The organism is Streptomyces sp. GESEQ-4, assembly GCF_017948455.1.
GTDB lineage: Bacteria > Actinomycetota > Actinomycetes > Streptomycetales > Streptomycetaceae > Streptomyces.
On record NZ_JAFFSU010000001.1, the window covers coordinates 807,281 to 827,504 of the forward strand.

The window sequence follows — 20,224 nt, forward strand, 5'->3', positions numbered from 1 at the left end:
CGAAAGGCAGCAGTCTTGCGCCACAACATGCTCTTCCTCATGACCGACCAGCATCGCGTCGACACCCTCGGTGCCTACGGCAACCCGCACGTACGCACCCCCAACCTGGACCGGCTCGCCGCGCAGGGCACCCGCTTCGACAGCTGCTACACACCGACCGCCATCTGCACTCCGGCCCGGGCCAGCCTGCTCACCGGCGCGGCCCCCTTCAGACACAAGCTGCTCGCCAACTACGAGCGCAACGTAGGGTACTTGGAGGACCTGGCCGACGGCCAGTTCACCTTCGCCGAGCAACTGCGCAGCGAGGGCTACAACCTGGGCCTCCTCGGCAAGTGGCACGGCGGCGTCCGGCGCACCGCCGCCGACTACGGCTTCCAGGGCCCCGACCTCGTCGGCTGGCACAACCCCGTCGATCACCCCGACTACCTGGCCTACCTCAAGGAGAACGGCCTGCCCGGCTACGCCATCAGCGACCGGATGCGCGGCACGACCCCCAACGGCAGCCCCGGCAACCTCCTCGCGGCCCGGCTGCACCAGCCCGTCGAGGCCACCTTCGAGTACTACTTGGCGACCCGCACCATCGAGATGCTCCACCGCTTCGCCGGGAACGAGCAGGCCGGGGAGGGCGTCCCGTTCTTCCTCGCCACCCACTTCTTCGGCCCGCACCTGCCGTACATCCTCCCCGACGAGTACTTCGACCTGTACGACCCGGACCTGGTGGAGCTGCCCGCCTCCATCGGCGAGACCTTCGCGGGCAAACCACCCGTGCAGAGCAACTACAGCAAGCTGTGGGCGTTCGACACCATGCCGATCGAGGACAGCCGCAAACTCATCGCCGTCTACTGGGGGTACGTCACGCTCATCGACGAGCAGATCGGCCGCATCCTCGACGCCGTACGGGAGCTGGGCCTGGACGAGCGCACCGCGGTGTGCTTCACCGCCGACCACGGCGAGTTCACCGGCGCCCACCGGCTGCACGACAAGGGCCCCGCCATGTACGAGGACATCTACCGCATCCCCGGGCTGCTGCGGGTGCCGGGCGCCGTACCCGGCCAGGTGCGCGAGGAGTTCGTCTCCCTCACCGACTACACGGCCACCATCCTGGAACTCGCCGGCAGCGACCCCGCCCCGGCCGTCGACAGCCGCAGCCTGCTGCCCCTCGCCCGCGGCGAACGACCGGCCTGGGACGAGCACCATCTGGCCGAGTACCACGGCCACCACTTCCCCTACCCGCAGCGAATGCTCCGCACCCGGCGCTACAAGCTGGTCGTCAACCCCGAGTCGCACAACGAGCTGTACGACCTGCAGACCGACCCGGACGAGCTCCTCAACCGCTACGACCACCCCGAACTCCGGGACATACGCACACAGTTGATGCACCGCCTGTACCGCTTGCTACGGGACCGCGGCGACAACTTCTTCCACTGGATGACACCCATGTACGACGTGCCGACCGACCACGACACAACCCTGTCGTCGTTCGAGACCGAGAAGGCCGGCGGCGCGGGATGAGCAGCACACCGAGCGCGAGCCGGGCCCATCCCTCCTGCTGCGCCCCCTCCCGCGCCGGCGCCGATGCCGCCGGCGCGGGGCCGGTCGCCCTCGTGCCGACGCCACCCACCGCACGCACGCGGCCGCCCGGCCACGACACCCGCGTCACCCTGCCCGGCGGAACCTTCCGTATGGGCACCGAGGACGCGGACGCCAACCCCGGCGACCGGGAGGGCCCCATCCGTGAGGTGGCCGTGGACGCGTTCGCCATCGACGCCTACGCCGTCACCACCGCCCGCTTCGCCGCCTTCGTCGCGGACACCGGGCACCGCACCGAGGCCGAGCGCCACGGCTGGAGCTACGTCTTCGCCCGCTTCCTGCCGGGCGACTTGAGACGCATCTCCCCCCGCCCCGACGCCACCCCGTGGTGGTGCGGCGTGCGGGGAGCCACCTGGCGCACCCCGGAGGGACCCGGCAGCGACCTCGAAGGGCGCTGGGATCATCCCGTCACCCACGTCGGCTGGTCCGATGCCAAGGCGTTCGCCGAGTGGGCCGGCGGACGGCTGCCCACCGAAACCGAATGGGAGTACGCCGCCCGCGGCGGCCTCGACCAGGCCCGCTACCCATGGGGCGACGAACTCACCCCCGACGGCGAGCATCGCTGCAACATCTGGCAGGGCACCTTCCCCACCAAGAACACCGCCGAGGACGGCTACACCGGCACCGCGCCCGTCCACGCCTTCCCGCCGAACGCATACGGGCTCTACAACGTTTGCGGAAACGTGTGGGAGTGGTGCGCCGACCCGTGGGACACCGAGTCCCCGGAGCTGAGGGTCATGCGCGGAGGCTCGTACCTGTGCCACGACTCGTACTGCAATCGCTACCGCGTCGCCGCCCGCACGGCCAACACCGCCGACAGCACGACGGGCAACCTCGGCTTCCGGGTCGCCTTCTCGGACAGCGCGCGCATGCGGAGCAACACTGGGATCCTGAGGAGGAGAGAGCTGCCCATGACCTGACGGACCGTGGGGGTGACCGACGTGTCCGGCACCGAGGACGAAGGGGCGGGACCGGCCACTCCCTGCGCCGATCCGCTGGGAGATCCCTTCCTGGCCGCGAGTTTCGCCGTGCCTGCGCGGCCGGCCACCTTTCTCCGGCGGGACAGGCTGGTCCGGCATCTCGACCAGGCTCTCCTGACGCCGTTGACGATGGTCAACGGAGCCGCCGGCGCGGGCAAGACGCTGCTGGTCGCCGACTGGGCCACGGGGCTGGACCGGCCTGTCGCCTGGCTCACCACCGACGCGGTGGACCAGGGTCCCGGGATGTTCTGGGCGTATCTGACGCAGGCCCTGCACGCCTCCGGCACCGCGGTACCCGCGTCGGTCGGCCGGCCCTCGGACGCGCACCACGTGGACCACACGCTGCTGGCCCGTCTCGCCGCCGATCTGAGCACCCGCGACCGTCCTGTGATCGTCGTGCTCGACGAGTACGACCGTGTGTCAGCGCCGGAGATCGCCGATCAGCTGGAATTCGTCCTGCACCACGCGGGTGCGGGCCTGCGTCTGATCCTGGTCACCCGCACCGAACCGCTGCTCCCCCTGCACCGCTACCGGGCCGTCGGCGCCATGACGGAGATCAGGGGAGCGGAGCTCGCCTTCACTCCCGAGGAAGCGGCGACGCTGGTGGCCCGGCACGGCTTGCGCCTCGGCGTCAGCGCGGTGCGCGCGCTCGTCGAGCGCACCCGGGGCTGGGCCGCCGGGCTGCGCCTGTGCGCTCTGGCCGCGCTCGACAGCCCGGACCCCGAGCTCTACCTGAAGGAGTTCGAGGCGGACCGCAGCGCGGTGGCCGACTTCCTGCTGGCGGAGGTGCTCAAGCGGCAGAGCGCACCGACGCAGGACCTGCTGCTGCGGGTCAGCGTCCTGGAGCGCTTCTGCCCCGACCTGGCGAACGCGCTGACGGGGCGCACCGATGCCGAGCCGCTGCTGGCCGGGCTGCACCGCGCGAACGCGTTCGTCGAGCACCTCGGGCACGCCTGGTACCGCCTCCACCCGCTGTTCGGGGAGATCCTGCGCGCACACCTGCGGGAACGTGCTCCCGGACTGGAGCCCGAACTCCATCGGCGAGCGGCACGGTGGCTGCGGCACTCCGGGTTCCTCTCGGAGATGCTCGCGCACGGCATGGCCGCCGGCGACTGGGAGTTCACCGCCAACGCCCTGGTCGAGGAACTCGCGATCGGCCAGCTCTTCACGGGCCCGCGCTCCGCCGACCTGGCCGAGCTGGTCTCCCGGACGGGCCCCGAGGCCGAGAGCCCGGCCATGAGCCTGGTCCGCGCGGCCCGTGAGCTGTCCCGGAGCGACCTCGACCGTGGCCTGCCCCATCTGCGCCACGCCGAGGAAAGCCTGGCCGCGGACGACGCCCCCGGAGCCGCGGCGGCCCGGCTGAGCTGGGCCCTGCTGGAAGTCCTGGCGGCCCGGCTGACCGGATCGCCGGGACGTGCGGAGCAGGCCGCGGAAGCGGCCCGGCACCTGCGCACGGAGGTCCCCGAGCACCTTCTGGACAAGCATCCCGAGCTCAACGCGCTCACGCAGACCCATCTGGGCTCGGCACGGCTGTGGGCCGGACGCTTCGAGGACGCACGAGCCGCCCTGTCCCCGGTGGCCGGCACCACCGGTGGAGCGGCCACGGCCCTCCCGCGCGAGGAGTCCCTGGGACACCTGGCGTTGATCGACTACCTGAACGGCTGGCCCGGCAGGGCGGAGCGCAAGGCCCTGGCGGCGATGAGCGAGACGGAACGGCTCAGCCGGGACCCCCCGTCCGGCTCCGGCATCGATCGGATGGTCCTTGCCGCGGTGGCCGTGGACCGCAACGAGCTCGCGCAGGCCCAGTCCCTCCTCGACGCCGCGGCAGACTCGCCTCCCGCGCTGCGGGACCCGGTGACCGAGGCGGGCCGGATGATCGCCACAGCGCGGCTGCTGCTGGCCCGCGGCCACCCACGGGCCGCCCTGGAAGCGGCGGAACCGGCGGTCCCGGCGGATGTCGTCTCACCCTGGGCGGAGGGCCAGACGGCGCTCGTCGCCTCAGCCGTACACCTGGCCGAAGGCCGACCGGAAGCCGCCGCCAGGATCCTGCGGGCGGTGCCCCACAGCCACCCGGCGTGCACCGTCGGGGCCGCGCGGGCCGAACTCGCCGCGGGGCGACCGGACGTGGCGATGGACCTGCTCGACGGTGCGCGCCCTGAGGGCCGCGCCGGCCCCGCGGTGACCGTCCGGGCCGCGCTGCTGAGGGCGCAGGCCGCCGACGGCGCGGGGGACTCCGCCACCGCGCGCAGACACGTCGGCCAGGCCCTCCTCGAGGCCCGGCGAGAGCGGCTGCGGCGCCCCTTCCTCGAAGCCGGACCCTGGCTGCGGCCCCTGCTGAGCACGGAACCCCTGCGCGGGCTGGGCGCCGGCTGGCTCACCCCAGGCCCCTCATCCGCCCAGGCGCAGCCGTGGGCGCCGGTCGTGGAGGAGCTGAGCGGACGCGAGCGCGATGTCCTGCGACGGCTGGCCCAGATGATGTCGACCGAGGAGATCGCCGCTGATCTGTACGTGTCGGTGAACACCGTGAAAACGCACCTCAAGAGCGTCTACCGCAAGCTCGCGGTGAACCGGCGCAACGACGCGGTCCGCCGGGCCCGCGAGTTGCGGCTGCTGTGACCGCACACCGAGGAGCGGCTCGCCCGTGACGGGTGAGGCGCCCGGCGGTCGGTTCGGCTGCCATGGAATCGGCGGCAGGCCCAGACCGGCCGCTGCCCGGCCGATTCCGCCGGCATCCCGGGCCGACTCGGCGAGGGAGACACCGTGAACCACTGGCGGGCTCTGATCGTCCTGGGTACCGCCCAGTTCCTGATGGTCCTGGACACCTCCGTCATGAACGTGTCCATCAGCCAACTGGTCGAGGACTTCGACACCGAGGTCACCGCCATCCAGGCCGTCATCACGCTGTACGCGCTGGTCATGGCGGCGTTCATGATCGTCGGCGGCAGACTCGGAGACATCTTCGGACGACGTCGCCTGTTCTTCCTCGGCCTCGTCGTCTACGGCACCGGATCGGCCCTGACCGCCGTCGCGCCCACCCTGTGGGTGCTCACGCTGGGCTGGTCGGTCATCGAAGGACTCGGCGCCGCGATGGTGCTGCCCGCCATGGTGGCCCTCGTCGCCGAGTCCTACCGGGGCAGGGACCGGGCCGTGGCCTACGGCGTCATCGGCGGACTGGCCGGCGCGGGGATCGCGGTCGGCCCGCTGCTCGGCGGCTGGGTGACGACGTATCTCACCTGGCGGCTGGTCTTCGCCGGCGAGGTCGTGGTCGTCGCGGCCATGCTGTGCTTCCGCCGGGTGATCACCCAAGCGCCCCGGACCGGTCCGCGCACCCGGCTGGACGGGGTCGGCGCCGCGCTGTCGGCGGCCGGGCTGGCGCTGGGCGTGCTCGGGGTGCTGCAGAGCGGCTCATGGGGATGGGTGCAGCCCCGCAACCCGCCTTTCACCGTGCTGGGATTCGCGCCGACGCTGTTCGTCATCGGCGCCGGAGCGGCCGTACTCGCCGTCTTCGCCCACTGGGAGCGGCGACGCGAGGCGCACGGCACCGAACCGCTGGTGCATCTGGCTCTGCTGCGCAAGCCCGCGCTGCGGGCCGGCCTGATGTCGTTGCTGAGCCAGAACCTCATCCTGCTGGGACTGTTCTTCGCCATCCCGCTGTATCTGCAGGTGGTTCAGGGATTCGACGCCTTCGAGACGGGTCTGCGGCTGCTGCCGGTGTCCGCCACCATGCTCGCGGCCTCCCTGATCGCCGCGCGGCTGGGGCGGCTGGCGGGACCGCGCCGGGTGGTCCGGCTGGCCCTGGTGACCCTCGCCGCGGCCATCGTGTGGCTGCTGGCCACCATCGATCCGGTCATCGACGACGCACAGTTCGCCGGGGCGATGGCGCTGCTCGGCGTGGGCATGGGTCTGCTCGCCTCGCAGCTGGGCAACGTCGTTCAGTCCAGCGTCGGCGAGGAGGAACGCAGCGAGGCCGGCGGACTGCAGTTCACCGCCCAGCAGTTGGGCTCCGCGCTGGGCACCGCGCTCATCGGATCGCTGCTCATCGGAGCCCTGGCGCACGCCTTCACCGCGCAGGTGGAGAACGACCCGCGGCTGTCGGAGGAGGCACGCCAGCAGACCGGCATCGCCCTCAACGCCGGCATCACCTTCGTCCCGACCGAGCAGGCGCGCTCGGCCGCCGAACGCGCCGGGCTGCCACCGTCCGAGGTCGACGCCCTCGTGGAGTCCTACGCGTCGGCTCAACTCGACGGCCTGAAAGCGGCGATCCTCGCCACCGGGGGCATCACCCTCGCGAGCTTCCTCGTCACGCGGCATCTCCCGACCCGGACCGGGCGGCCGGAGAAGGCGGCACCGGCCGACGCGACGGGCCCGTCCCGCTGACTCGAGGAGGCCGCGATGTCCAGGACCGGGCATGTCGCGCAGAGCGCTGCCGAGCGCCGGGCCCGCGCCGACTACACCGGCGGCGTCTACGGCTCGATGCTCGCCGCCTCAGTGGTCGTCGGGGCCGGCGGCACCCTGGACCACTTTCCCCGCGTGGAACTGGTGCTGCTGCTGTTGCTCACCGGGGTGGCGTTCTGGATCGCGCACGTGCACGCCCAGCTCTTCGGTGCCCGTCTGGCACAGCGGCGGTTGAACCGCCGTACCGTGCTGGAGGTGTGCCGTGAGGAGTGGCCGATCGTCAACGCCGCCATCCCGCCCGCCACCGCCGTGGCCATCAGCCCTCTGCTCGGCCTCGATGTTCCGGGTGCGCTCTGGCTGGCGCTCTTCGTGGCCGTGGCCGGGCAGGTGGGCTGGTCGGTGGCCGCGGCGCGACGGGCCGGTGCCTCCCGGCGGCTGATGGTCACCACCGCCTCGGTGAATCTGGTGCTCGGTCTGCTGATCATCTCGTTCAAGATCTACCTGACCCACTGATATCTACCTGAACCACTGATCGGGCGCGGCCGCGACGAAGCCGTCACTTCACCTGCGGCGGGTGAGGGCGGGCGTCGCGGCGACGCGGACGATCGCAGGTGAGGACGGACTCCGCCCATCCCAGGCCGCCGCGGGAGGGCAGCTCATGCGCTACGAGATCCGCGTCGAAGGCCATGTGTCTCAGACGCTGGCCAAGGCCTTTCCGGAGCTGGACCATGTGGTGATGGCCGGTCAGACCGTCCTGTTCGGCCCCGTCGTCGACGAGGCGCAGCTGTACGGTCTGCTGGCCCGCTGCCAGTCGCTGGGGCTGCGGGTCGTGGAGATGCGCCAGTTGCCGGAGTGACCCTCACAGGCTCTGCGTACGCACCCGCCCGGAGCGGGCCGCGGCGGCCAGCGCCTCGAAGTCGCGCTCGTTCCGGTCGGCGTAGGCCTGGGCGAAGCCCGTGAGTGCGCGGTCGAAGCGGTCGCTCCCGCCGAGGTAGGCGGCGATGGCGACGGGGTCACCGGAGCGGGCGTGGGCACGCGCCAGGCTGCCGCCGCACAACTGCCCGAACAGGCGCAGCAGATAGGGGTCCATGGTCTCCGGCCGCGCGATGCCCTTCCAGTCCCGCAGCTGCCGTACGTAGAAGTCCCGGCCGCGCCCGTCGAGGCCCACGACGTGCGTCCAGCCCAGGAAGATGTCGCTGGTCGTCTGGATCAGCCGCTGCCCGGTCACCACACGGCGGCCCTGGTTGTCGTAGGAGGTACCGCCCGTGTGGGCCGCGAGCACCGACTCCTGCGCCTCCTTGGCCTGCAGCAGCAAGGGATCGTCGTCGTCCCGGCCGAGCAGTAGCAGGACCCAGCACCGCGTGCCGACACTGCCGACGCCCACCACTTTCCGGGCCATGTCGACCAGGCGGTAGTGGCGCAGCAGGTGCCGGCGCTCGGACGACAGGGTGTGCGCGTAGTCCTCCACGAGGGTCTGGAGTTCCTTCTCCTGCGCGTCGTCCGACGGGTCGGTCAACAGGTCCTGGAGCGGGGTGATCAGCGGCGGGTCCGGTGCGATCCGGCGGCCTTCCTCGGTGATCCGGGTGAGTTTGTCGACGGCTTGGAGATAGGTGCGGGTACGGGCGCGTGCGGTCGCTTCGGCGGTACGGCGCCGGGCCCGCTTGCTCATCGACTCGGCCATCAGCTCCCCCAGCCGGTCGGCGTCGTCCTGCGCGTACCAGATGTCCAGGGTGCGCATGCCGGCGAACTCCCGGAGGCGCTGCCGATAGGCGCGTACGCAGGTCAGGACCGCTTCGTCCTGCTCTCCGACCGAGAACCCGTTGGCCCGGCCGGCGATCGCGAAGCTGGCCGCCAGCCGTTTGACGTCCCACTCGAAGGGCCCGGGCAGGGTCTCGTCGAAGTCGTTGATGTCGAACACGAGACGGCGCTCGGGCGAGGCCAGCAGCCGGAAGTTCAGCAGGTGGGCGTCGCCGCAGAGTTGGACCGTCAGCCCGCTGTTCGGGAGAGGGCCGAGGTCCGCCGCCATGATCGCTGCCGCGCCCCGGTAGAAGCGGAACGGGGACTCGAGCATGCGGCCGTACCGGATCGGGACCAACTCCGGCACCCGCGGGGCCGATTGGCGCTCGATCACATCGATCGGGTCGGGGCGCTCCGGTCCCGTCTCGAACCACGCCTGGCGCGAACGAGGGGCGCGCTTGCGCGCGTTCCTGCCGTACGCCGCTCTGTCGGCGGGGGACAGGGAGGCCGTGAAGTCGCTGGGTGTGGTCATGGCTCCACCTCCGACAGGAGCAGCCCGCCCGCCGGCTGTCCAGGCATCGTCGCGCGCATCTCCGCTCCCACCCACCTCATCGCCCCGGTGGTGTGCCCGGATCACCCGCCGCGGGTGACCCGGCCGCCGGCGCAGGGCGGGACGCTGGCCCGTGAGGTCTCCGCACGCCGCCCCGCCGGCGGTCCGGGAGCGATCCGCCCGATCACGCGAGGAGGAGCCATGACCGTGTCGCGTGGTCCGGCGCCGCGCACCGGACCGGAGCACATGCCGGGCGGGGCGGTCCCCGGACCGACGGGTGACCCCGCGGAGGCCCTCGCGTCGCTCGGACGCTCCTGGACGTGGCCCCTCGGCTCGGCGATCGCCACGCTCGTGCCGGGCATTCTCATCCTGGTCTGGCCGGACGAGACCCTGCACGTCCTGGCGGTCCTGATCGGCCTGTATCTGCTCGTGATGGCGGCCTTCCGGTTCGTCGAGGCGTTCGCCCGCGAAGAGCCGGGCGAACGGGTGACCCGGCTGCTCCTCGCCCTGCTGTACGTCCTGGCGGGGGTGCTCTGCCTGAGGAACCCGCTGCAGACCATCGCCGCGCTCTCGCTGATCGTCGGGGTCGTCTGGCTGGTGTCCGGCATCCTCACCCTCCACACGGCCATCGCCGCCAGAGACCTGCCGCACCGTGGCTTCGTCGTCGGCGTGGCGGTGATCGGCATCGTCGCGGGGATCGTGGTGCTGGCCCTGCCGTCGGAGTCGGCGCGCGCGCTGACCCGGCTGCTCGGTCTCTGGCTCGTCCTGCTCGGCCTCGCCGAGGCAGCGGTCGCCTTCGCCTGGCGGGCCGCACTGCGCAGGGCGGGCGTCCCGGTGGCCGGTGGCGCCGCGGGAACTCCATAGCCCTCGGGGGAGGCCGGTGGCTCCGCGGGAACTCCGTAGCCCTCGGGGGGAGACAGGACCCGGGAGGATCCATGGCCCCGGACAAGATCCCCGACGCGCCCCACACCGGCGGAACCGGCCACATCCTGAGCCAGGAGGAGCGCGCCGAGTACGAGCGGCTGCGCCGGGCCGCGACCGTACGGCACCGGCGAGCGCGCAAGGCGGGCGCCACGGTCCTGTTCCTGCTGACCCTCCTGCTCGCACCGCTGGCCGTCGTCGCGGCCTGGGTCGACGACGAGGTCTCCGACACCGATCGGTACGTCCAGACCGTCGCGCCGCTGGCATCCGAACCCGCCGTCCAGAAGGCCGTGACCGACCGGCTGACCAAACGCGTGGTCGATCAGGTCGACGTCGAGGCGGTGGCCGCCGCGCTGTCGAAGACGCTTGCCGACGCCGGCGCGCCACCCCGCGTGGTGGAGGCGTCGCGGTACCTCGCCGGTCCGCTGCGCTCCGCGGTGACGACCGTCGTGCACAACAACGTCGAGCGCGTGATCACCAGCGACGCGTTCCAGCAGGCCTGGGAGACCTCCAACCGAGAGGCGCACGCCGCCGTCGTGAACGTACTCACCGGAGAGCGCGAGGGCCCGCTGCGGGCGACGGGCGACACCGTCCAGCTGGACATCGGAACCGTCGTCGACCAAGTACGGCAGCGCCTGGTCGACCAGGGCTTCGACAAGGCCGCCGCCATCCCGGACGTCGACCGCACCGTCACGCTGTTCCACACCGAGGAGCTGAGCCAGGCACAGGACGCGATGCGGCTGCTGGACATCATGGGCACCTGGCTGCCCGTGCTGACCGTCGCCCTGGCCGCCCTCGCCGTGTGGACCGCTCCCGCACACCGGGTGATGCTGATGATCACGGCCGTCGGCATCGGCGTGATGATGGTGGTGCTGCTCGTCGCGCTGGCCGTCGTACGCCGGGTCTACCTGGACTCGGTCCCCTCGGCGACGCTGCCGACCGACGCCGCCGCGGCGATCTTCGACACCTTCCTCCGCTTCCTGCGCGACAGCGCCCGCACGCTCCTCGTCGTCGCCGTGATCACGGCCCTGGCCGCCTACATGTACGGTCCGGGCCGGGTGGCCCGGGGTGTACGGAGCCTGGCCCGGCGGGGTGCCACAGCGGCAGGGCGGGCGCTGAGCGGTACCCCCGTGGTGCGCACCGGTTCGACGGGTCGCTGGCTGGACGCGCACCGCTCGTGGACCGGCGGCGCCGTCATCGGGGCGGGTGCCCTGGCGCTCCTGCTCTGGAATCACCCCACGGTGGGTGTGGTGGTGCTCGTTCTCGTCCTGGTCCTGGTGGTGCTGGCCGTCATCGAGGTGCTCGCCGCGACGGGCGCGGCCGACGGCGAACCGGGCCGGGCGGAAGCAGGAACCTGATGACCCCCACGCTCACCCGCCTCGGGTGAGGCCACCCGATCCTTGCCGTGGGCACGCTGAAACCGAACGGCTGCCGGGCGAGCGCCGGCGAGCGCCCTGGACGGAGGAGAGACATGAGCGCACAGACGTACCTCGCGTACGACTATCCGCTGTTGAGCGCCTTCTGGACCATCTTCGTGGTCTTCCTGTGGATCCTGTGGTTCGTCCTGCTCTTCCGGGTCATCGTCGACATCTTCCGTGACGACGACCTGAGCGGCGGGGTCAAAGCCGGCTGGCTGGTGTTCTGCATCGTCCTGCCCTTCCTCGGTGTCTTCGTCTACGTCGTCGCCCGCGGCAAGAACATGGGGCACCGCGAGGTGGCGCAGGCCCGTGCACAGCAGGAGGCCTTCGACAAGTACGTCCGGGAGACCGCCGGCGCCGGTGAGCACCGGCCCACCAGCGCGGACGAACTCGCCAAGCTGTCCGAGATCCGTGCCCGCGGTGACATCACGGACGAGGAGTTCAGCAGGGCGAAGGAACTGGTCCTGAGCGACTACGGACCCCCGTCACCCCCCTCCGGCCGCTGAGCGACGCCGGACCACACCACACCGAATCGAGGCAGCAGGATGACCGCCACACACCCCGCACACCCGCGGACGGCCGGCCAGGCATGGGCCGGCGGCCTGACCGTCTTCGCAGCCGTCATGCTCATGATTGGGGGCGTCCTCGACATCCTGCGAGGCATCGCCGCGATCGCTGAGGACGACGTCTTCGTCACGACCCAGGACTACGTCTTCGAGTTCGACCTCACCAGCTGGGGCTGGATCCACCTGGCCCTCGGCGCGGTCGCCGTCCTCATCGCCTTCGGGCTGTTCCAGTCCGCGATGTGGGCACGCGTCGCGGGTGTGGCCATCGCCGGGCTGGTCCTCATCGCCAACTTCCTTTCCCTGCCGTACTACCCGGTCTGGTCGGTCGTGATGATCGCGATATCCGGCTTCATCATCTGGGCCCTGTGCGTGTCCCGTGACAACCAGTCCGCCGCATCGGCCGAGGGCTCGCCCCGGCAGCTCTGAGTCCAACTCCGCTGGGGTTCGGCAGCGCCCCGAAGGGGCGCGGGGAACTGCGCGACCAGCCACAACGGACCCGAGGCCGATTGCTGGCGCCACTTCCCGCGGAGCGCCTAGCGTGCGACCCCCAGCACGAGCGCAGCGACAGCCAGCGCCAGGAAGCCGCCCGGAAACACCATCGTGGCAAACACGCGGGCCCGGACATGCGCGGCCACGGCGCCCACGTAGAACAGCACGAGCCCCGCGGCCGCGGCGATCCCGACGCCCGGGACCCCGAGCAGCCCGAGGAGCAGACCGGCGGCTCCCGTGGCCTTGAGCGCACCGAGCCACGGAAGCCACGACCGCGGCACCTCCACCGCGGCCGAGTTCGCCAGGACGAACCGGGCCCTCGCGAAGTCGGCGCCCGCGATCGCCGCGTTGGCCAGGATCGTGACGACGGTGACGAACACGTAGGCGGTGACCATGTATCCCGCCCTCCCTTCGATGCCGTTGCTTCGATGTCGTCCCTTCGACCGGGGCTCGCTGAACAGCCTCGTCGCGCCCTACGGCGACGTCCAATACCTGCGTCCATAACCTGACGGCATGGATGTGGACACCCGGCTGCTGCGCTCCTTCGTCGCCGTCGCGGAGGACGGCACCCTCACCCGCGCCGCGGAACGCCTCTACGTCTCCCAACCGGCGCTGACCAAACAGATCAAGCAACTCGAAACACAGCTGGGCGTACGGCTGTTCACACGCTCCCGCACCGGCATGACCCTCACCGCGTCGGGCCGTGCCCTGGCCGAGCGGACGCCCGCCCTGCTGGCCGCGTGGGACCAGGTGCTGCGGGAGACCAAGAGCACCGCCAGCCGGGCCGCCCGAGTGCTGCGCGTCGGCTTCCTCGCCAGCGCCGCCAACGAGGCGACCCCGCGTATCGTCGCGGAGTTCTCCCGGCGCCGCCCCGGCTGGCGCGCGGACATGCGCCAGGCCTCCTGGTCCGACCCGAGCGGCGGCCTCGCCGACGGAGAGGTCGACGTGGCACTGCTACGGCTCCCTTTCCCGGGACAGGACACACTGCGCACGGAGCCGCTCTTCACCGAACCGCGCTGGGTGGCCCTGCCCGCGGACCACGCCCTCGCCGCCCACGACGAGATCCGCTTCCAGGACCTGTGGGACGAGCCGTTCGTCGCCGCACCGGCCGAGACCGGCCGGTGGCGTGAGTACTGGCTGGCCATGGACGAACGCGAGGGCCACCCCGTCCGCATCGGCGCCGTCACCGACCTGCCCGACGACTGGCTGAACGCCATCGCCAACGGCTACGGCGTAGCCCTCGCCCCCGCGTCCGCCGCCCGCTTCTACGCTCGCCCCGGCATCGTCTACCGCCCCGTCAGCGGCATCGGCCCCAGCCAGGTGGCCGTCGCCTGGGCGCCCGCCGACGACACCCATCCGGCCGTCCAGGACTTCGTCCACTGTTGCCTGGAGTACGGCGTCGCGGACTGACCGCTGCAGGGCCCCGGGCCCCTCCTTAAGCCTTGCCTTATATAAGTCGACGATGGCATAGTCGTTCCCGTGCACGCCTTCGACGTCCTTGGGGATCCGGTCAGGCGCCGGATATTGGAGCTACTCGCATCCGGTGAGCAGGCGTCGGGCGAGATCAGTGCCGTGATCCGGGGCGAGTTCGGGATCTCCCAGCCGGCCGTCTCGCAGCACCTGCGGGTGCTGCGGGAGAGCGGCTTCGCGTCCGTGCGCGCGGAAGGCACCCGGCGGCTGTACGCCGTCGACGCCGCGCCGCTGCGCGAGGTGGACGCCTGGCTGGAGCGGTTCCGGGGGTTCTGGGATCAGCGGCTCGACGCGCTCGGGACGGAGCTCGCGCGGGGCAAGCGCGAGCGCAGGCTGAGAGAGGAAGAAAAGGGAGTGAGCGGGGATGAGTGACATCGTCGACGAGATCAACCGTCGCCACCGTGAGGTCGGCGCCCGCCAGGTCGAGGCGGGCGAGGCGAAGACGGTGCTCCTGCGGCGGACCTTCGACGCCGACATCGTCGACGTGTGGGACGCCGTGACCTCGCCCGAGCGGATCAGCCGCTGGTTCCTGCCGGTCAGCGGTGAGCTCAAGCTCGGCGGGCGCTACCAACTGGAGGGCAACGCCGGCGGCGAGATCCTCGAGTGCGCCGAGCCGACCCGGCTGCGCGTGAGCTGGTTGTACGGGCCCGACCCCGGCTTCAGTGAGGTCGAGGTGCGACTCACGCCGGACGGCGCGGACCGCACGGTGCTGGAGCTGGAGCATGTGGCCGTGGTGCCGGACGACTTCTGGGACCAGTACGGGCCCGGCTCGGTCGGTGTCGGCTGGGACCTGGGGCTCCTCGGACTCGACAGGCACCTGGCGGGCGGCGAGATCAGCAGGGAGGAGGCGGAGGCCTGGGACACCTCGCCCGAGGGCAGGGAGTTCGCGACGCGCTCGGGGGAGGCATGGGGTGCCGCGTACGCCGCATCCGGTGCGGAGGCCGAGGTCGTGGCGGCCACGACGGCTGCGACGATCGCGTTCTATACGGGAGCGTAGAAGGCCCGGATCGTCACCGGCCCCGGTCGCCGCGCCGGGCCTCCGTGCTCAGTTGCCGCGCAGGGTCCGCTTGGCGAGCTGATACGCCGGGAGCATCTCCTCGTGTTCCTCGGTGTCCATGCCTCCGAGATGCATGACGACCGGTCCGTCGGATGTGACGACGGCGAGGGCGCGCTCCTTCTTCGTCTCGTCCAGGAGTTCGCTGGTGTAGAGGTACTCCACCTCCGCGCCGTCGAGACCGCCCGTCTTGAACGTCCGGTACGTCTCCTTGCTCGCGCCGGCCTCGGCCTCGACGAATGCCTCCAGTACGGCGCGCGCGTCGCCCTTGGCCGGGGTGCCGGTCCAGACGCGCAGGTAGCCGATGTTCCCCGCGGGCTTGGCGTCGATCTCGCAGGTGAGGGTGACCGGGCCCCGACGGAGAAGCTCGTCGGCGATGTCCCCGGCGGCAGGACCGACGTCCACGGTCTCGGCCGTCCACTCCTCGGCGATGTCGAAGGTGACCGGGAGTGCGCAGGAGGAGCCCTTCGCGCCGATGGTGCCCCCCTTTGCGGCGACCGTCCCGTCGGCGCTCGCCGACGCCGAGGCCCGCTTGTCCTCAGGCTTCTGAGGCGTGGCCTGCGAACACCCCGTCAGCACCCCCGCCAGCAACGCCACATGCACCGCACCACGCCCCGCGATCCCCGCCCTGACCTGCATCGAATCCCCTCCCCAGTGATCCCGGCGGGACACTGTATCGGAGGCCCGTCGGCGACGCTCGCGGACGTCATACTGCCTGGTCGTGGACGGCAGCGGGCCTTCCCCGGCGGAGGAGCTCGCGCGGTGACAGTCCGCCTGACAGGCACCACAGCGCGATGACGGGATCGCAGATGGCGCACCCCAGCGACGAATCGTGCAGGAAGGGGATCAGAGGGCTGCCCTTGATGAGGTGGATGACGTCCCACACCGTGTGCAGCAGCCAGCCGATGCCGATGAACGTCCACGAGTCCAGGCCACGGAAGGCGACGTAAGTGACGAGCGCGGTGAAGGCGAACTCCCACCCGCCCAGACCGCCGGTCCCGAGGTAGGCGGCACCGGCTCCGGCGACCATGACCGCGTTGAAGCGGCGCCGGTGGGGACGGTACGTCGGCCGCGCGGCGGGACGGCTCACACGCTAGGTCCGTACCGGGTCGCGCCCCAGGGGGATTACCGACACCTTCCGACGGGATGCCGCCACCGTAAGGCGAAGTCGAATGGTCCAGGTGATTTGCCTAAGAGCTTTAGGCAAGTGCATAATCGATTTCGGTGAACGAGAGGACGGTTATGGCACGAGTGGGGCTGACAACAGAACGCCTGATCCGGGCAGGCGCGGAACTGGCCGACGAGGTCGGCTTCGATCAGGTGACTGTCTCCGAGCTCGCCCGTCGGTTCGACGTCAAGGTCGCGAGTCTGTACTCGCATGTGAAGAACTCCCAGGACCTCAAGACCCGGATCGCCCTGTTCGCGCTGGAGGAACTGGCCGACCTGTCCGCCGACGCGGTGGCCGGGCGGGCCGGCAAGGACGCCCTGACCGCGTTCGCGAACGTCTACCGCGACTACGCCCACGAGCACCCCGGCCGGGCCGCGGCCGCCCGGATGAGACTCGATCCCGAGACGGCGGCCGCCAGTGCCGGGGTCCGGCACGCCCGGATGATGCGGGCGATCCTGCGCGGCTACGACCTGGCGGAACCCGACGAGACCCACGCCGTGCGGCTGCTGGGCAGCGTCTTCCACGGCTACGCGAGCCTCGAAGGCGCGGGCGGTTTCAGCCACAGCGCCCCCGACAGCGAGGAGTCCTGGGCGCGGGTCCTGGACGCCCTCGACACCCTGCTGCGCAACTGGCCCGCCCACCCCACCTCTTGATCGACAGGCTGAGGACATGAACACCGAGCACGACTGGATCACCACGCCCGTCACCGCCGGCCTCCTGCGCGGCGCCCTCGACGTGGAGCGCACCGAGCACGGGGTACTGCCGCACCGGCTGCCCGCGTGGGCCCGTGCCCAGAACACCGACGCCCAGCTGGCCATGGTCGAGTCCCAGCCCTCCGGCGTACGGCTGGTCTTCCGTACCCGCGCCACCGCGGTCGAGCTGGACACGCTGCCCACCAAGCGGGCCTACGTGGGCGCGCCGCCCCGCCCGGACGGGGTGTACGACCTCGTCGTCGACGGCCGCCCGGCCGGACAGGCAAGCGTCACGGGCGGCAACACCGTGACCATCGACATGACCGCGGGCACCGCCGAGATACAGCCCGGCCCACCCGGAACGGTCCGCTTCACCGGTCTGCCCGAGCGTGACAAGGACGTCGAGATCTGGCTGCCGCACAACGAGACCACCGAAGTCCTGGCCCTGCGCACCGACGCCCCCGTCGAGCCCGCGCGGGATTCGGGCCGCAGGGTGTGGCTCCACCACGGCAGCTCCATCAGCCACGGTTCCGACGCGGCCAGTCCCACCACGACCTGGCCCGCGCTGGCCGCCGGCCTCGGCGGCGTGGAGCTGATCAACCTGGGCCTGGGTGGCGGCGCCCTGCTCGACCCGTTCACCGCACGCACCATGCGCGACACCCCCGCCGACCTGATCAGCGTCAAGATCGGCATCAACCTGGTCAACGCCGACCTGATGCGCCTGCGCGCCTTCGGTCCCGCGGTCCACGGCTTCCTCGACACCCTCCGCGAGGGCCACCCGACCGTGCCCCTGCTGGTCGTCTCGCCCATCCTGTGCCCCATCCACGAGGACACGCCGGGCCCCGCCTTCCCCGACTTCAGTGAGATCAGCGAGGGGCGGCTGCGGTTCGCGGCCCTGGGCGATCCGGCGGAACGCGCGAGCGGGAAGCTGACGCTGCGCGTGATTCGCGAGGAGCTGGCCCGCATCGTGGCGCAACGGTCGGCGGACGACCCGAACCTGCACTACCTCGACGGCCGCGAACTCTACGGCGAGGCCGACTACGCCGAACTGCCGCTCCCCGACGAGCTCCACCCGGACGCCGCCACCCACCGCCGTATGGGCGAACGCTTCGCCGCACGCGCCTTCACCGCCGACGGCCCCTTCGCTGACGACGGCGCCTGAGGCCGACAAGTGGCTGTAAGGAGACGTCAGTCGCGCAGCTCTTCAAGGCGCTCGAGGTCGTCGTGAACCGACTCCCGTTCCTCGGCGGTGAGTTGGACCGCGGCGGCCTCGGCGAGCGCCGTCGTCGCGGTCTCTTCGTCGCCGAGGCGCCCGGCGACGTCCGCTCGCAGCACGAGGAGGCGCAGCAGTTGTACGGGCGTGGGCCGCTCGTCCTCCAGGTGAAGCACCCGGTCAATGATCTTCGCGGCGCCCGCCGGGTCTTCCTTCGAGTCCGCGAAGAGGGAGGCATGGTGCAGGGCGCGGGCGAAGGTCTCCTCGGGGGCGGGCCGGTGGTGCTGGTCCTCGCTCGTCGGCTGCCCGATGCGGATGCAGTTGCCGCCCGGATCGGTCATGAGGAACTGCCGCACGCCGTACGACATGTCCTTGAGCGGCCCGATACGCGGCAGTCCTCGGGTGGGGATCCTTCCGTACGCCGCCTTGAGCCCCGTCCGGAAGGCGGCATGCAGTCCGTCGACGTCATCGGTGAGGACGTAGCACGTACTGAAGGACTCGGCCGGCTCGTACTGCTTCATGCCGAAGAACTGGAGCTCGATGCCGCCGCGCTCCACGACGGCGTAGGGGTTGGGGCTCTTCTGCTGGAACGTCACCTCGAACCCGAGGGCGGTGTAGAAGTCGAGAACGGGCTGAAGGGTCTGGCACGGCAGGATCGGAATGGTTCTCTCAGTCATGGGCCCACTCTAGTCAAACTTGAATAGATCGTGCTGGTGATTGTCACCGGCCCACAGGATCGCCTTCGGCGCCGTCGGTCTGCGTGCGCAGCATCATGTGGCCGCCGTGATGCAGGGGTGTGTCCAGCTTCAATCGGGCTGCTTCGCCGCCTGTTCCGGCGTCGACGATGTGGACTTCGCCGTGGCCGCCGCGGGTGACGGCTATCCAGTCCGCGCCCGGTGAGGCGGCCACCGCGCGGCGTTGGACGCCTTCCCAGGGGGTGCCGCCGCGGCGGGGTGCGCCGTCCATGGCGGGGAGGGGGACGTGACGGGCGGTGTCGTCGGCGTCCAGGAGGATCAGTTCGTCGCCGTCCGGGTGGATACGGGTGAATGCGGTGTGGTGTCGGGCGAGGGTCAGCCGGAAGACCAGGCCGGGGCCGAGTCCGGTGACAGTCGTGCGGTTCGTCTCCAGGTCGTGGCGCCATGCCTGGTTGGTCCACTCCGGCCAGCGCAGCGCGTCTGCCGGGCCGCCCCGCAGCGTCGACCACAGCGCCCGTCGTCGTGGGTCGAGTCGTAGGTACCAGCCCCGGGCGGGCGAATCCCAGGGGATCGTCTGCTCCCGTACCAGTGCGTCGCCCTCGCGGCGTGCCCGGTGCACCCCGTCGCTCGTGGCCGCGAAGACGTGGCCGGAGCGCGGGTCCTGGGCGTCCCCGTGTCCGTCGTCCGGCAGCGGAAGGTGTGCGTGCGGCGTGACCGGCGGGCAGCCGGGCGGTGCCTCGAGCAGGTCGGCGAACCGATGGGCGGCCAGCGCGCCGGGTTCACGGTGGCGCAGGACGACCAGCGGATCGCCATTGCCCAGGACCGTGACACCCGGTTCGCCGACGCGGGTGCGTACCCGGGCCGCGTCGCCCGTGGTGAGGTCGACGACCGTCAGCAGGTCCGACCACGGCTCGGCGTTCTCGCCCAGGCCGGCGGTGACGGCGACCCACCGTCCGGACGGGTCGCACGCGAGGTGCTCGGCCGGGGCGGCGACCGGGACCGCGGTTTCCACCAGTTCATCGCCGAAGGGGTCGAGCACCAGGAGCTCGCCCCTGCGGTCGTCGACGCAGGCCGCCCGCCCGCCGGGCAGCGCCAAGAACCCGGCGTGCTCGGAGAGGTGACGGCCGGTGAGGCGGCCCGTCTCGGTGCCGTCCGGCACGGTCAGTACGTGGACGGATCCCTCCATGTGGTCGGAGATGAGCAGTAGGGGAGAGGTGGCGGTCATCGATGCCTCCAGGCAATCGGGGTGATGTTGAAAACGATTATCATGTATCTTCGGGTCGTTC

The 20,224-nt window shown here is 71.4% G+C and carries 21 protein-coding genes; 15 read left to right on the plus strand and 6 right to left on the minus strand.

What is annotated here, in order from left to right; all coding sequences use genetic code 11:
• Positions 1 to 27: 27 nt before the first annotated feature.
• From KCH48_RS03640 to KCH48_RS03665, 6 genes are all read left to right on the plus strand, one after another.
• Positions 28 to 1,512, plus strand: a complete 1,485-nt coding sequence (locus KCH48_RS03640) for a sulfatase-like hydrolase/transferase (protein ID WP_210570913.1) — start codon at positions 28 to 30, stop codon at positions 1,510 to 1,512.
• Complete coding sequence (locus KCH48_RS03645; RefSeq protein WP_210570321.1) at positions 1,509 to 2,510, plus strand: formylglycine-generating enzyme family protein; 1,002 nt, start codon at positions 1,509 to 1,511, stop codon at positions 2,508 to 2,510. Before KCH48_RS03640 ends, KCH48_RS03645 begins: the two co-directional genes overlap by 4 nt.
• Positions 2,511 to 2,522: 12 nt before the next feature.
• Positions 2,523 to 5,186: a LuxR C-terminal-related transcriptional regulator gene (locus tag KCH48_RS03650; protein ID WP_307840785.1), complete on the plus strand. Its 2,664-nt coding sequence runs from the start codon at positions 2,523 to 2,525 to the stop codon at positions 5,184 to 5,186.
• Between the two features lie 144 nt (positions 5,187 to 5,330).
• Positions 5,331 to 6,947: an MFS transporter gene (locus KCH48_RS03655; RefSeq protein ID WP_210570325.1), complete on the plus strand. Its 1,617-nt coding sequence runs from the start codon at positions 5,331 to 5,333 to the stop codon at positions 6,945 to 6,947.
• A 15-nt stretch (positions 6,948 to 6,962) separates the two neighbouring features.
• The gene (locus KCH48_RS03660; protein WP_210570327.1) at positions 6,963 to 7,478 is read left to right on the plus strand and encodes a hypothetical protein; all 516 of its coding nucleotides are present in this window, start codon (positions 6,963 to 6,965) and stop codon (positions 7,476 to 7,478) included.
• Between the two features lie 145 nt (positions 7,479 to 7,623).
• Positions 7,624 to 7,821 (plus strand): hypothetical protein, encoded by a 198-nt coding sequence (locus KCH48_RS03665; RefSeq protein WP_210570329.1) that lies wholly within the window; start codon positions 7,624 to 7,626, stop codon positions 7,819 to 7,821.
• A 3-nt stretch (positions 7,822 to 7,824) separates the two neighbouring features.
• On the opposite strand, the gene KCH48_RS03670 is transcribed toward KCH48_RS03665, so the two are convergent.
• A complete protein-coding gene (locus tag KCH48_RS03670) occupies positions 7,825 to 9,234 on the minus strand; it encodes a DUF2252 domain-containing protein (protein WP_210570331.1) in 1,410 nt (469 codons plus the stop codon).
• A 219-nt stretch (positions 9,235 to 9,453) separates the two neighbouring features.
• Between KCH48_RS03670 and KCH48_RS03675 the strand changes: the two genes are divergently transcribed.
• From KCH48_RS03675 to KCH48_RS03690, 4 genes are all read left to right on the plus strand, one after another.
• Positions 9,454 to 10,116: an HdeD family acid-resistance protein gene (locus KCH48_RS03675; protein ID WP_210570333.1), complete on the plus strand. Its 663-nt coding sequence runs from the start codon at positions 9,454 to 9,456 to the stop codon at positions 10,114 to 10,116.
• A 71-nt stretch (positions 10,117 to 10,187) separates the two neighbouring features.
• Complete coding sequence (locus KCH48_RS03680) at positions 10,188 to 11,531, plus strand: hypothetical protein (protein ID WP_210570335.1); 1,344 nt, start codon at positions 10,188 to 10,190, stop codon at positions 11,529 to 11,531.
• A 113-nt stretch (positions 11,532 to 11,644) separates the two neighbouring features.
• Positions 11,645 to 12,097 (plus strand): SHOCT domain-containing protein, encoded by a 453-nt coding sequence (locus KCH48_RS03685; RefSeq protein WP_210570337.1) that lies wholly within the window; start codon positions 11,645 to 11,647, stop codon positions 12,095 to 12,097.
• 39 nt (positions 12,098 to 12,136) lie between these two features.
• Entirely contained in the window at positions 12,137 to 12,583 is a 447-nt protein-coding gene (locus KCH48_RS03690) for a hypothetical protein (RefSeq protein ID WP_210570339.1), read from the plus strand.
• A gap of 107 nt (positions 12,584 to 12,690) precedes the next feature.
• Here the strand turns inward: KCH48_RS03690 and KCH48_RS03695 are convergent, their stop codons facing one another.
• Entirely contained in the window at positions 12,691 to 13,041 is a 351-nt protein-coding gene (locus KCH48_RS03695) for a DoxX family protein (RefSeq protein ID WP_210570341.1), read from the minus strand.
• Positions 13,042 to 13,159: 118 nt separating this feature from the next.
• Here KCH48_RS03695 and KCH48_RS03700 point away from each other — a divergent pair, with 118 nt between their 5' ends.
• From KCH48_RS03700 to KCH48_RS03710, 3 genes are all read left to right on the plus strand, one after another.
• Complete coding sequence (locus KCH48_RS03700) at positions 13,160 to 14,056, plus strand: LysR family transcriptional regulator (RefSeq protein ID WP_210570343.1); 897 nt, start codon at positions 13,160 to 13,162, stop codon at positions 14,054 to 14,056.
• Between the two features lie 69 nt (positions 14,057 to 14,125).
• Positions 14,126 to 14,488 carry a helix-turn-helix transcriptional regulator gene (locus KCH48_RS03705; RefSeq protein ID WP_210570345.1) on the plus strand — a complete coding sequence of 121 codons (363 nt, stop codon included), beginning with the start codon at positions 14,126 to 14,128 and terminating at the stop codon, positions 14,486 to 14,488.
• Positions 14,481 to 15,113: an SRPBCC family protein gene (locus KCH48_RS03710; protein WP_210570347.1), complete on the plus strand. Its 633-nt coding sequence runs from the start codon at positions 14,481 to 14,483 to the stop codon at positions 15,111 to 15,113. Before KCH48_RS03705 ends, KCH48_RS03710 begins: the two co-directional genes overlap by 8 nt.
• A gap of 48 nt (positions 15,114 to 15,161) precedes the next feature.
• On the opposite strand, the gene KCH48_RS03715 is transcribed toward KCH48_RS03710, so the two are convergent.
• Both KCH48_RS03715 and KCH48_RS03720 read right to left on the minus strand, forming a co-directional pair.
• The gene (locus tag KCH48_RS03715; protein WP_210570349.1) at positions 15,162 to 15,809 is read right to left on the minus strand and encodes a lipoprotein; all 648 of its coding nucleotides are present in this window, start codon (positions 15,807 to 15,809) and stop codon (positions 15,162 to 15,164) included.
• Between the two features lie 67 nt (positions 15,810 to 15,876).
• Positions 15,877 to 16,200, minus strand: coding sequence for a DUF6010 family protein (locus KCH48_RS03720; protein ID WP_246884846.1), 324 nt, complete (start codon positions 16,198 to 16,200; stop codon positions 15,877 to 15,879).
• 212 nt (positions 16,201 to 16,412) lie between these two features.
• On the opposite strand from KCH48_RS03720, the gene KCH48_RS03725 reads away from it, so the two are divergent.
• Together KCH48_RS03725 and KCH48_RS03730 are read left to right on the plus strand one after the other, a co-directional pair.
• Positions 16,413 to 16,991: a TetR/AcrR family transcriptional regulator gene (locus tag KCH48_RS03725; protein ID WP_210570351.1), complete on the plus strand. Its 579-nt coding sequence runs from the start codon at positions 16,413 to 16,415 to the stop codon at positions 16,989 to 16,991.
• A 16-nt stretch (positions 16,992 to 17,007) separates the two neighbouring features.
• Positions 17,008 to 18,192 (plus strand): GDSL-type esterase/lipase family protein, encoded by a 1,185-nt coding sequence (locus tag KCH48_RS03730; protein ID WP_210570353.1) that lies wholly within the window; start codon positions 17,008 to 17,010, stop codon positions 18,190 to 18,192.
• 26 nt (positions 18,193 to 18,218) lie between these two features.
• Here KCH48_RS03730 and KCH48_RS03735 read toward each other — a convergent pair whose 3' ends face one another.
• Together KCH48_RS03735 and KCH48_RS03740 are read right to left on the minus strand one after the other, a co-directional pair.
• On the minus strand, positions 18,219 to 18,920 hold the full coding sequence (locus tag KCH48_RS03735; protein WP_210570355.1) for a VOC family protein: 702 nt from the start codon (positions 18,918 to 18,920) through the stop codon (positions 18,219 to 18,221).
• Positions 18,921 to 18,963: 43 nt separating this feature from the next.
• The gene (locus KCH48_RS03740; RefSeq protein WP_210570357.1) at positions 18,964 to 20,163 is read right to left on the minus strand and encodes a hypothetical protein; all 1,200 of its coding nucleotides are present in this window, start codon (positions 20,161 to 20,163) and stop codon (positions 18,964 to 18,966) included.
• Positions 20,164 to 20,224: the final 61 nt, after the last annotated feature.

Excerpts from the sequence above, each read along its gene's own strand:
- KCH48_RS03640 (WP_210570913.1), top strand. The coding sequence starts at position 28 with ATGCTCTTCCTCATGACCGACCAGCATCGCGTCGACACCCTCGGTGCC.
- KCH48_RS03645 (WP_210570321.1), top strand. The coding sequence starts at position 1,509 with ATGAGCAGCACACCGAGCGCGAGCCGGGCCCATCCCTCCTGCTGCGCC.
- KCH48_RS03660 (WP_210570327.1), top strand. The coding sequence starts at position 6,963 with ATGTCCAGGACCGGGCATGTCGCGCAGAGCGCTGCCGAGCGCCGGGCC.
- KCH48_RS03665 (WP_210570329.1), top strand. The coding sequence starts at position 7,624 with ATGCGCTACGAGATCCGCGTCGAAGGCCATGTGTCTCAGACGCTGGCC.
- KCH48_RS03670 (WP_210570331.1), bottom strand. The coding sequence starts at position 9,234 with ATGACCACACCCAGCGACTTCACGGCCTCCCTGTCCCCCGCCGACAGA.
- KCH48_RS03675 (WP_210570333.1), top strand. The coding sequence starts at position 9,454 with ATGACCGTGTCGCGTGGTCCGGCGCCGCGCACCGGACCGGAGCACATG.
- KCH48_RS03680 (WP_210570335.1), top strand. The coding sequence starts at position 10,188 with ATGGCCCCGGACAAGATCCCCGACGCGCCCCACACCGGCGGAACCGGC.
- KCH48_RS03685 (WP_210570337.1), top strand. The coding sequence starts at position 11,645 with ATGAGCGCACAGACGTACCTCGCGTACGACTATCCGCTGTTGAGCGCC.
- KCH48_RS03690 (WP_210570339.1), top strand. The coding sequence starts at position 12,137 with ATGACCGCCACACACCCCGCACACCCGCGGACGGCCGGCCAGGCATGG.
- KCH48_RS03695 (WP_210570341.1), bottom strand. The coding sequence starts at position 13,041 with ATGGTCACCGCCTACGTGTTCGTCACCGTCGTCACGATCCTGGCCAAC.
- KCH48_RS03700 (WP_210570343.1), top strand. The coding sequence starts at position 13,160 with ATGGATGTGGACACCCGGCTGCTGCGCTCCTTCGTCGCCGTCGCGGAG.
- KCH48_RS03710 (WP_210570347.1), top strand. The coding sequence starts at position 14,481 with ATGAGTGACATCGTCGACGAGATCAACCGTCGCCACCGTGAGGTCGGC.
- KCH48_RS03715 (WP_210570349.1), bottom strand. The coding sequence starts at position 15,809 with ATGCAGGTCAGGGCGGGGATCGCGGGGCGTGGTGCGGTGCATGTGGCG.
- KCH48_RS03720 (WP_246884846.1), bottom strand. The coding sequence starts at position 16,200 with ATGGTCGCCGGAGCCGGTGCCGCCTACCTCGGGACCGGCGGTCTGGGC.
- KCH48_RS03725 (WP_210570351.1), top strand. The coding sequence starts at position 16,413 with ATGGCACGAGTGGGGCTGACAACAGAACGCCTGATCCGGGCAGGCGCG.
- KCH48_RS03730 (WP_210570353.1), top strand. The coding sequence starts at position 17,008 with ATGAACACCGAGCACGACTGGATCACCACGCCCGTCACCGCCGGCCTC.
- KCH48_RS03735 (WP_210570355.1), bottom strand. The coding sequence starts at position 18,920 with ATGACTGAGAGAACCATTCCGATCCTGCCGTGCCAGACCCTTCAGCCC.
- KCH48_RS03740 (WP_210570357.1), bottom strand. The coding sequence starts at position 20,163 with ATGACCGCCACCTCTCCCCTACTGCTCATCTCCGACCACATGGAGGGA.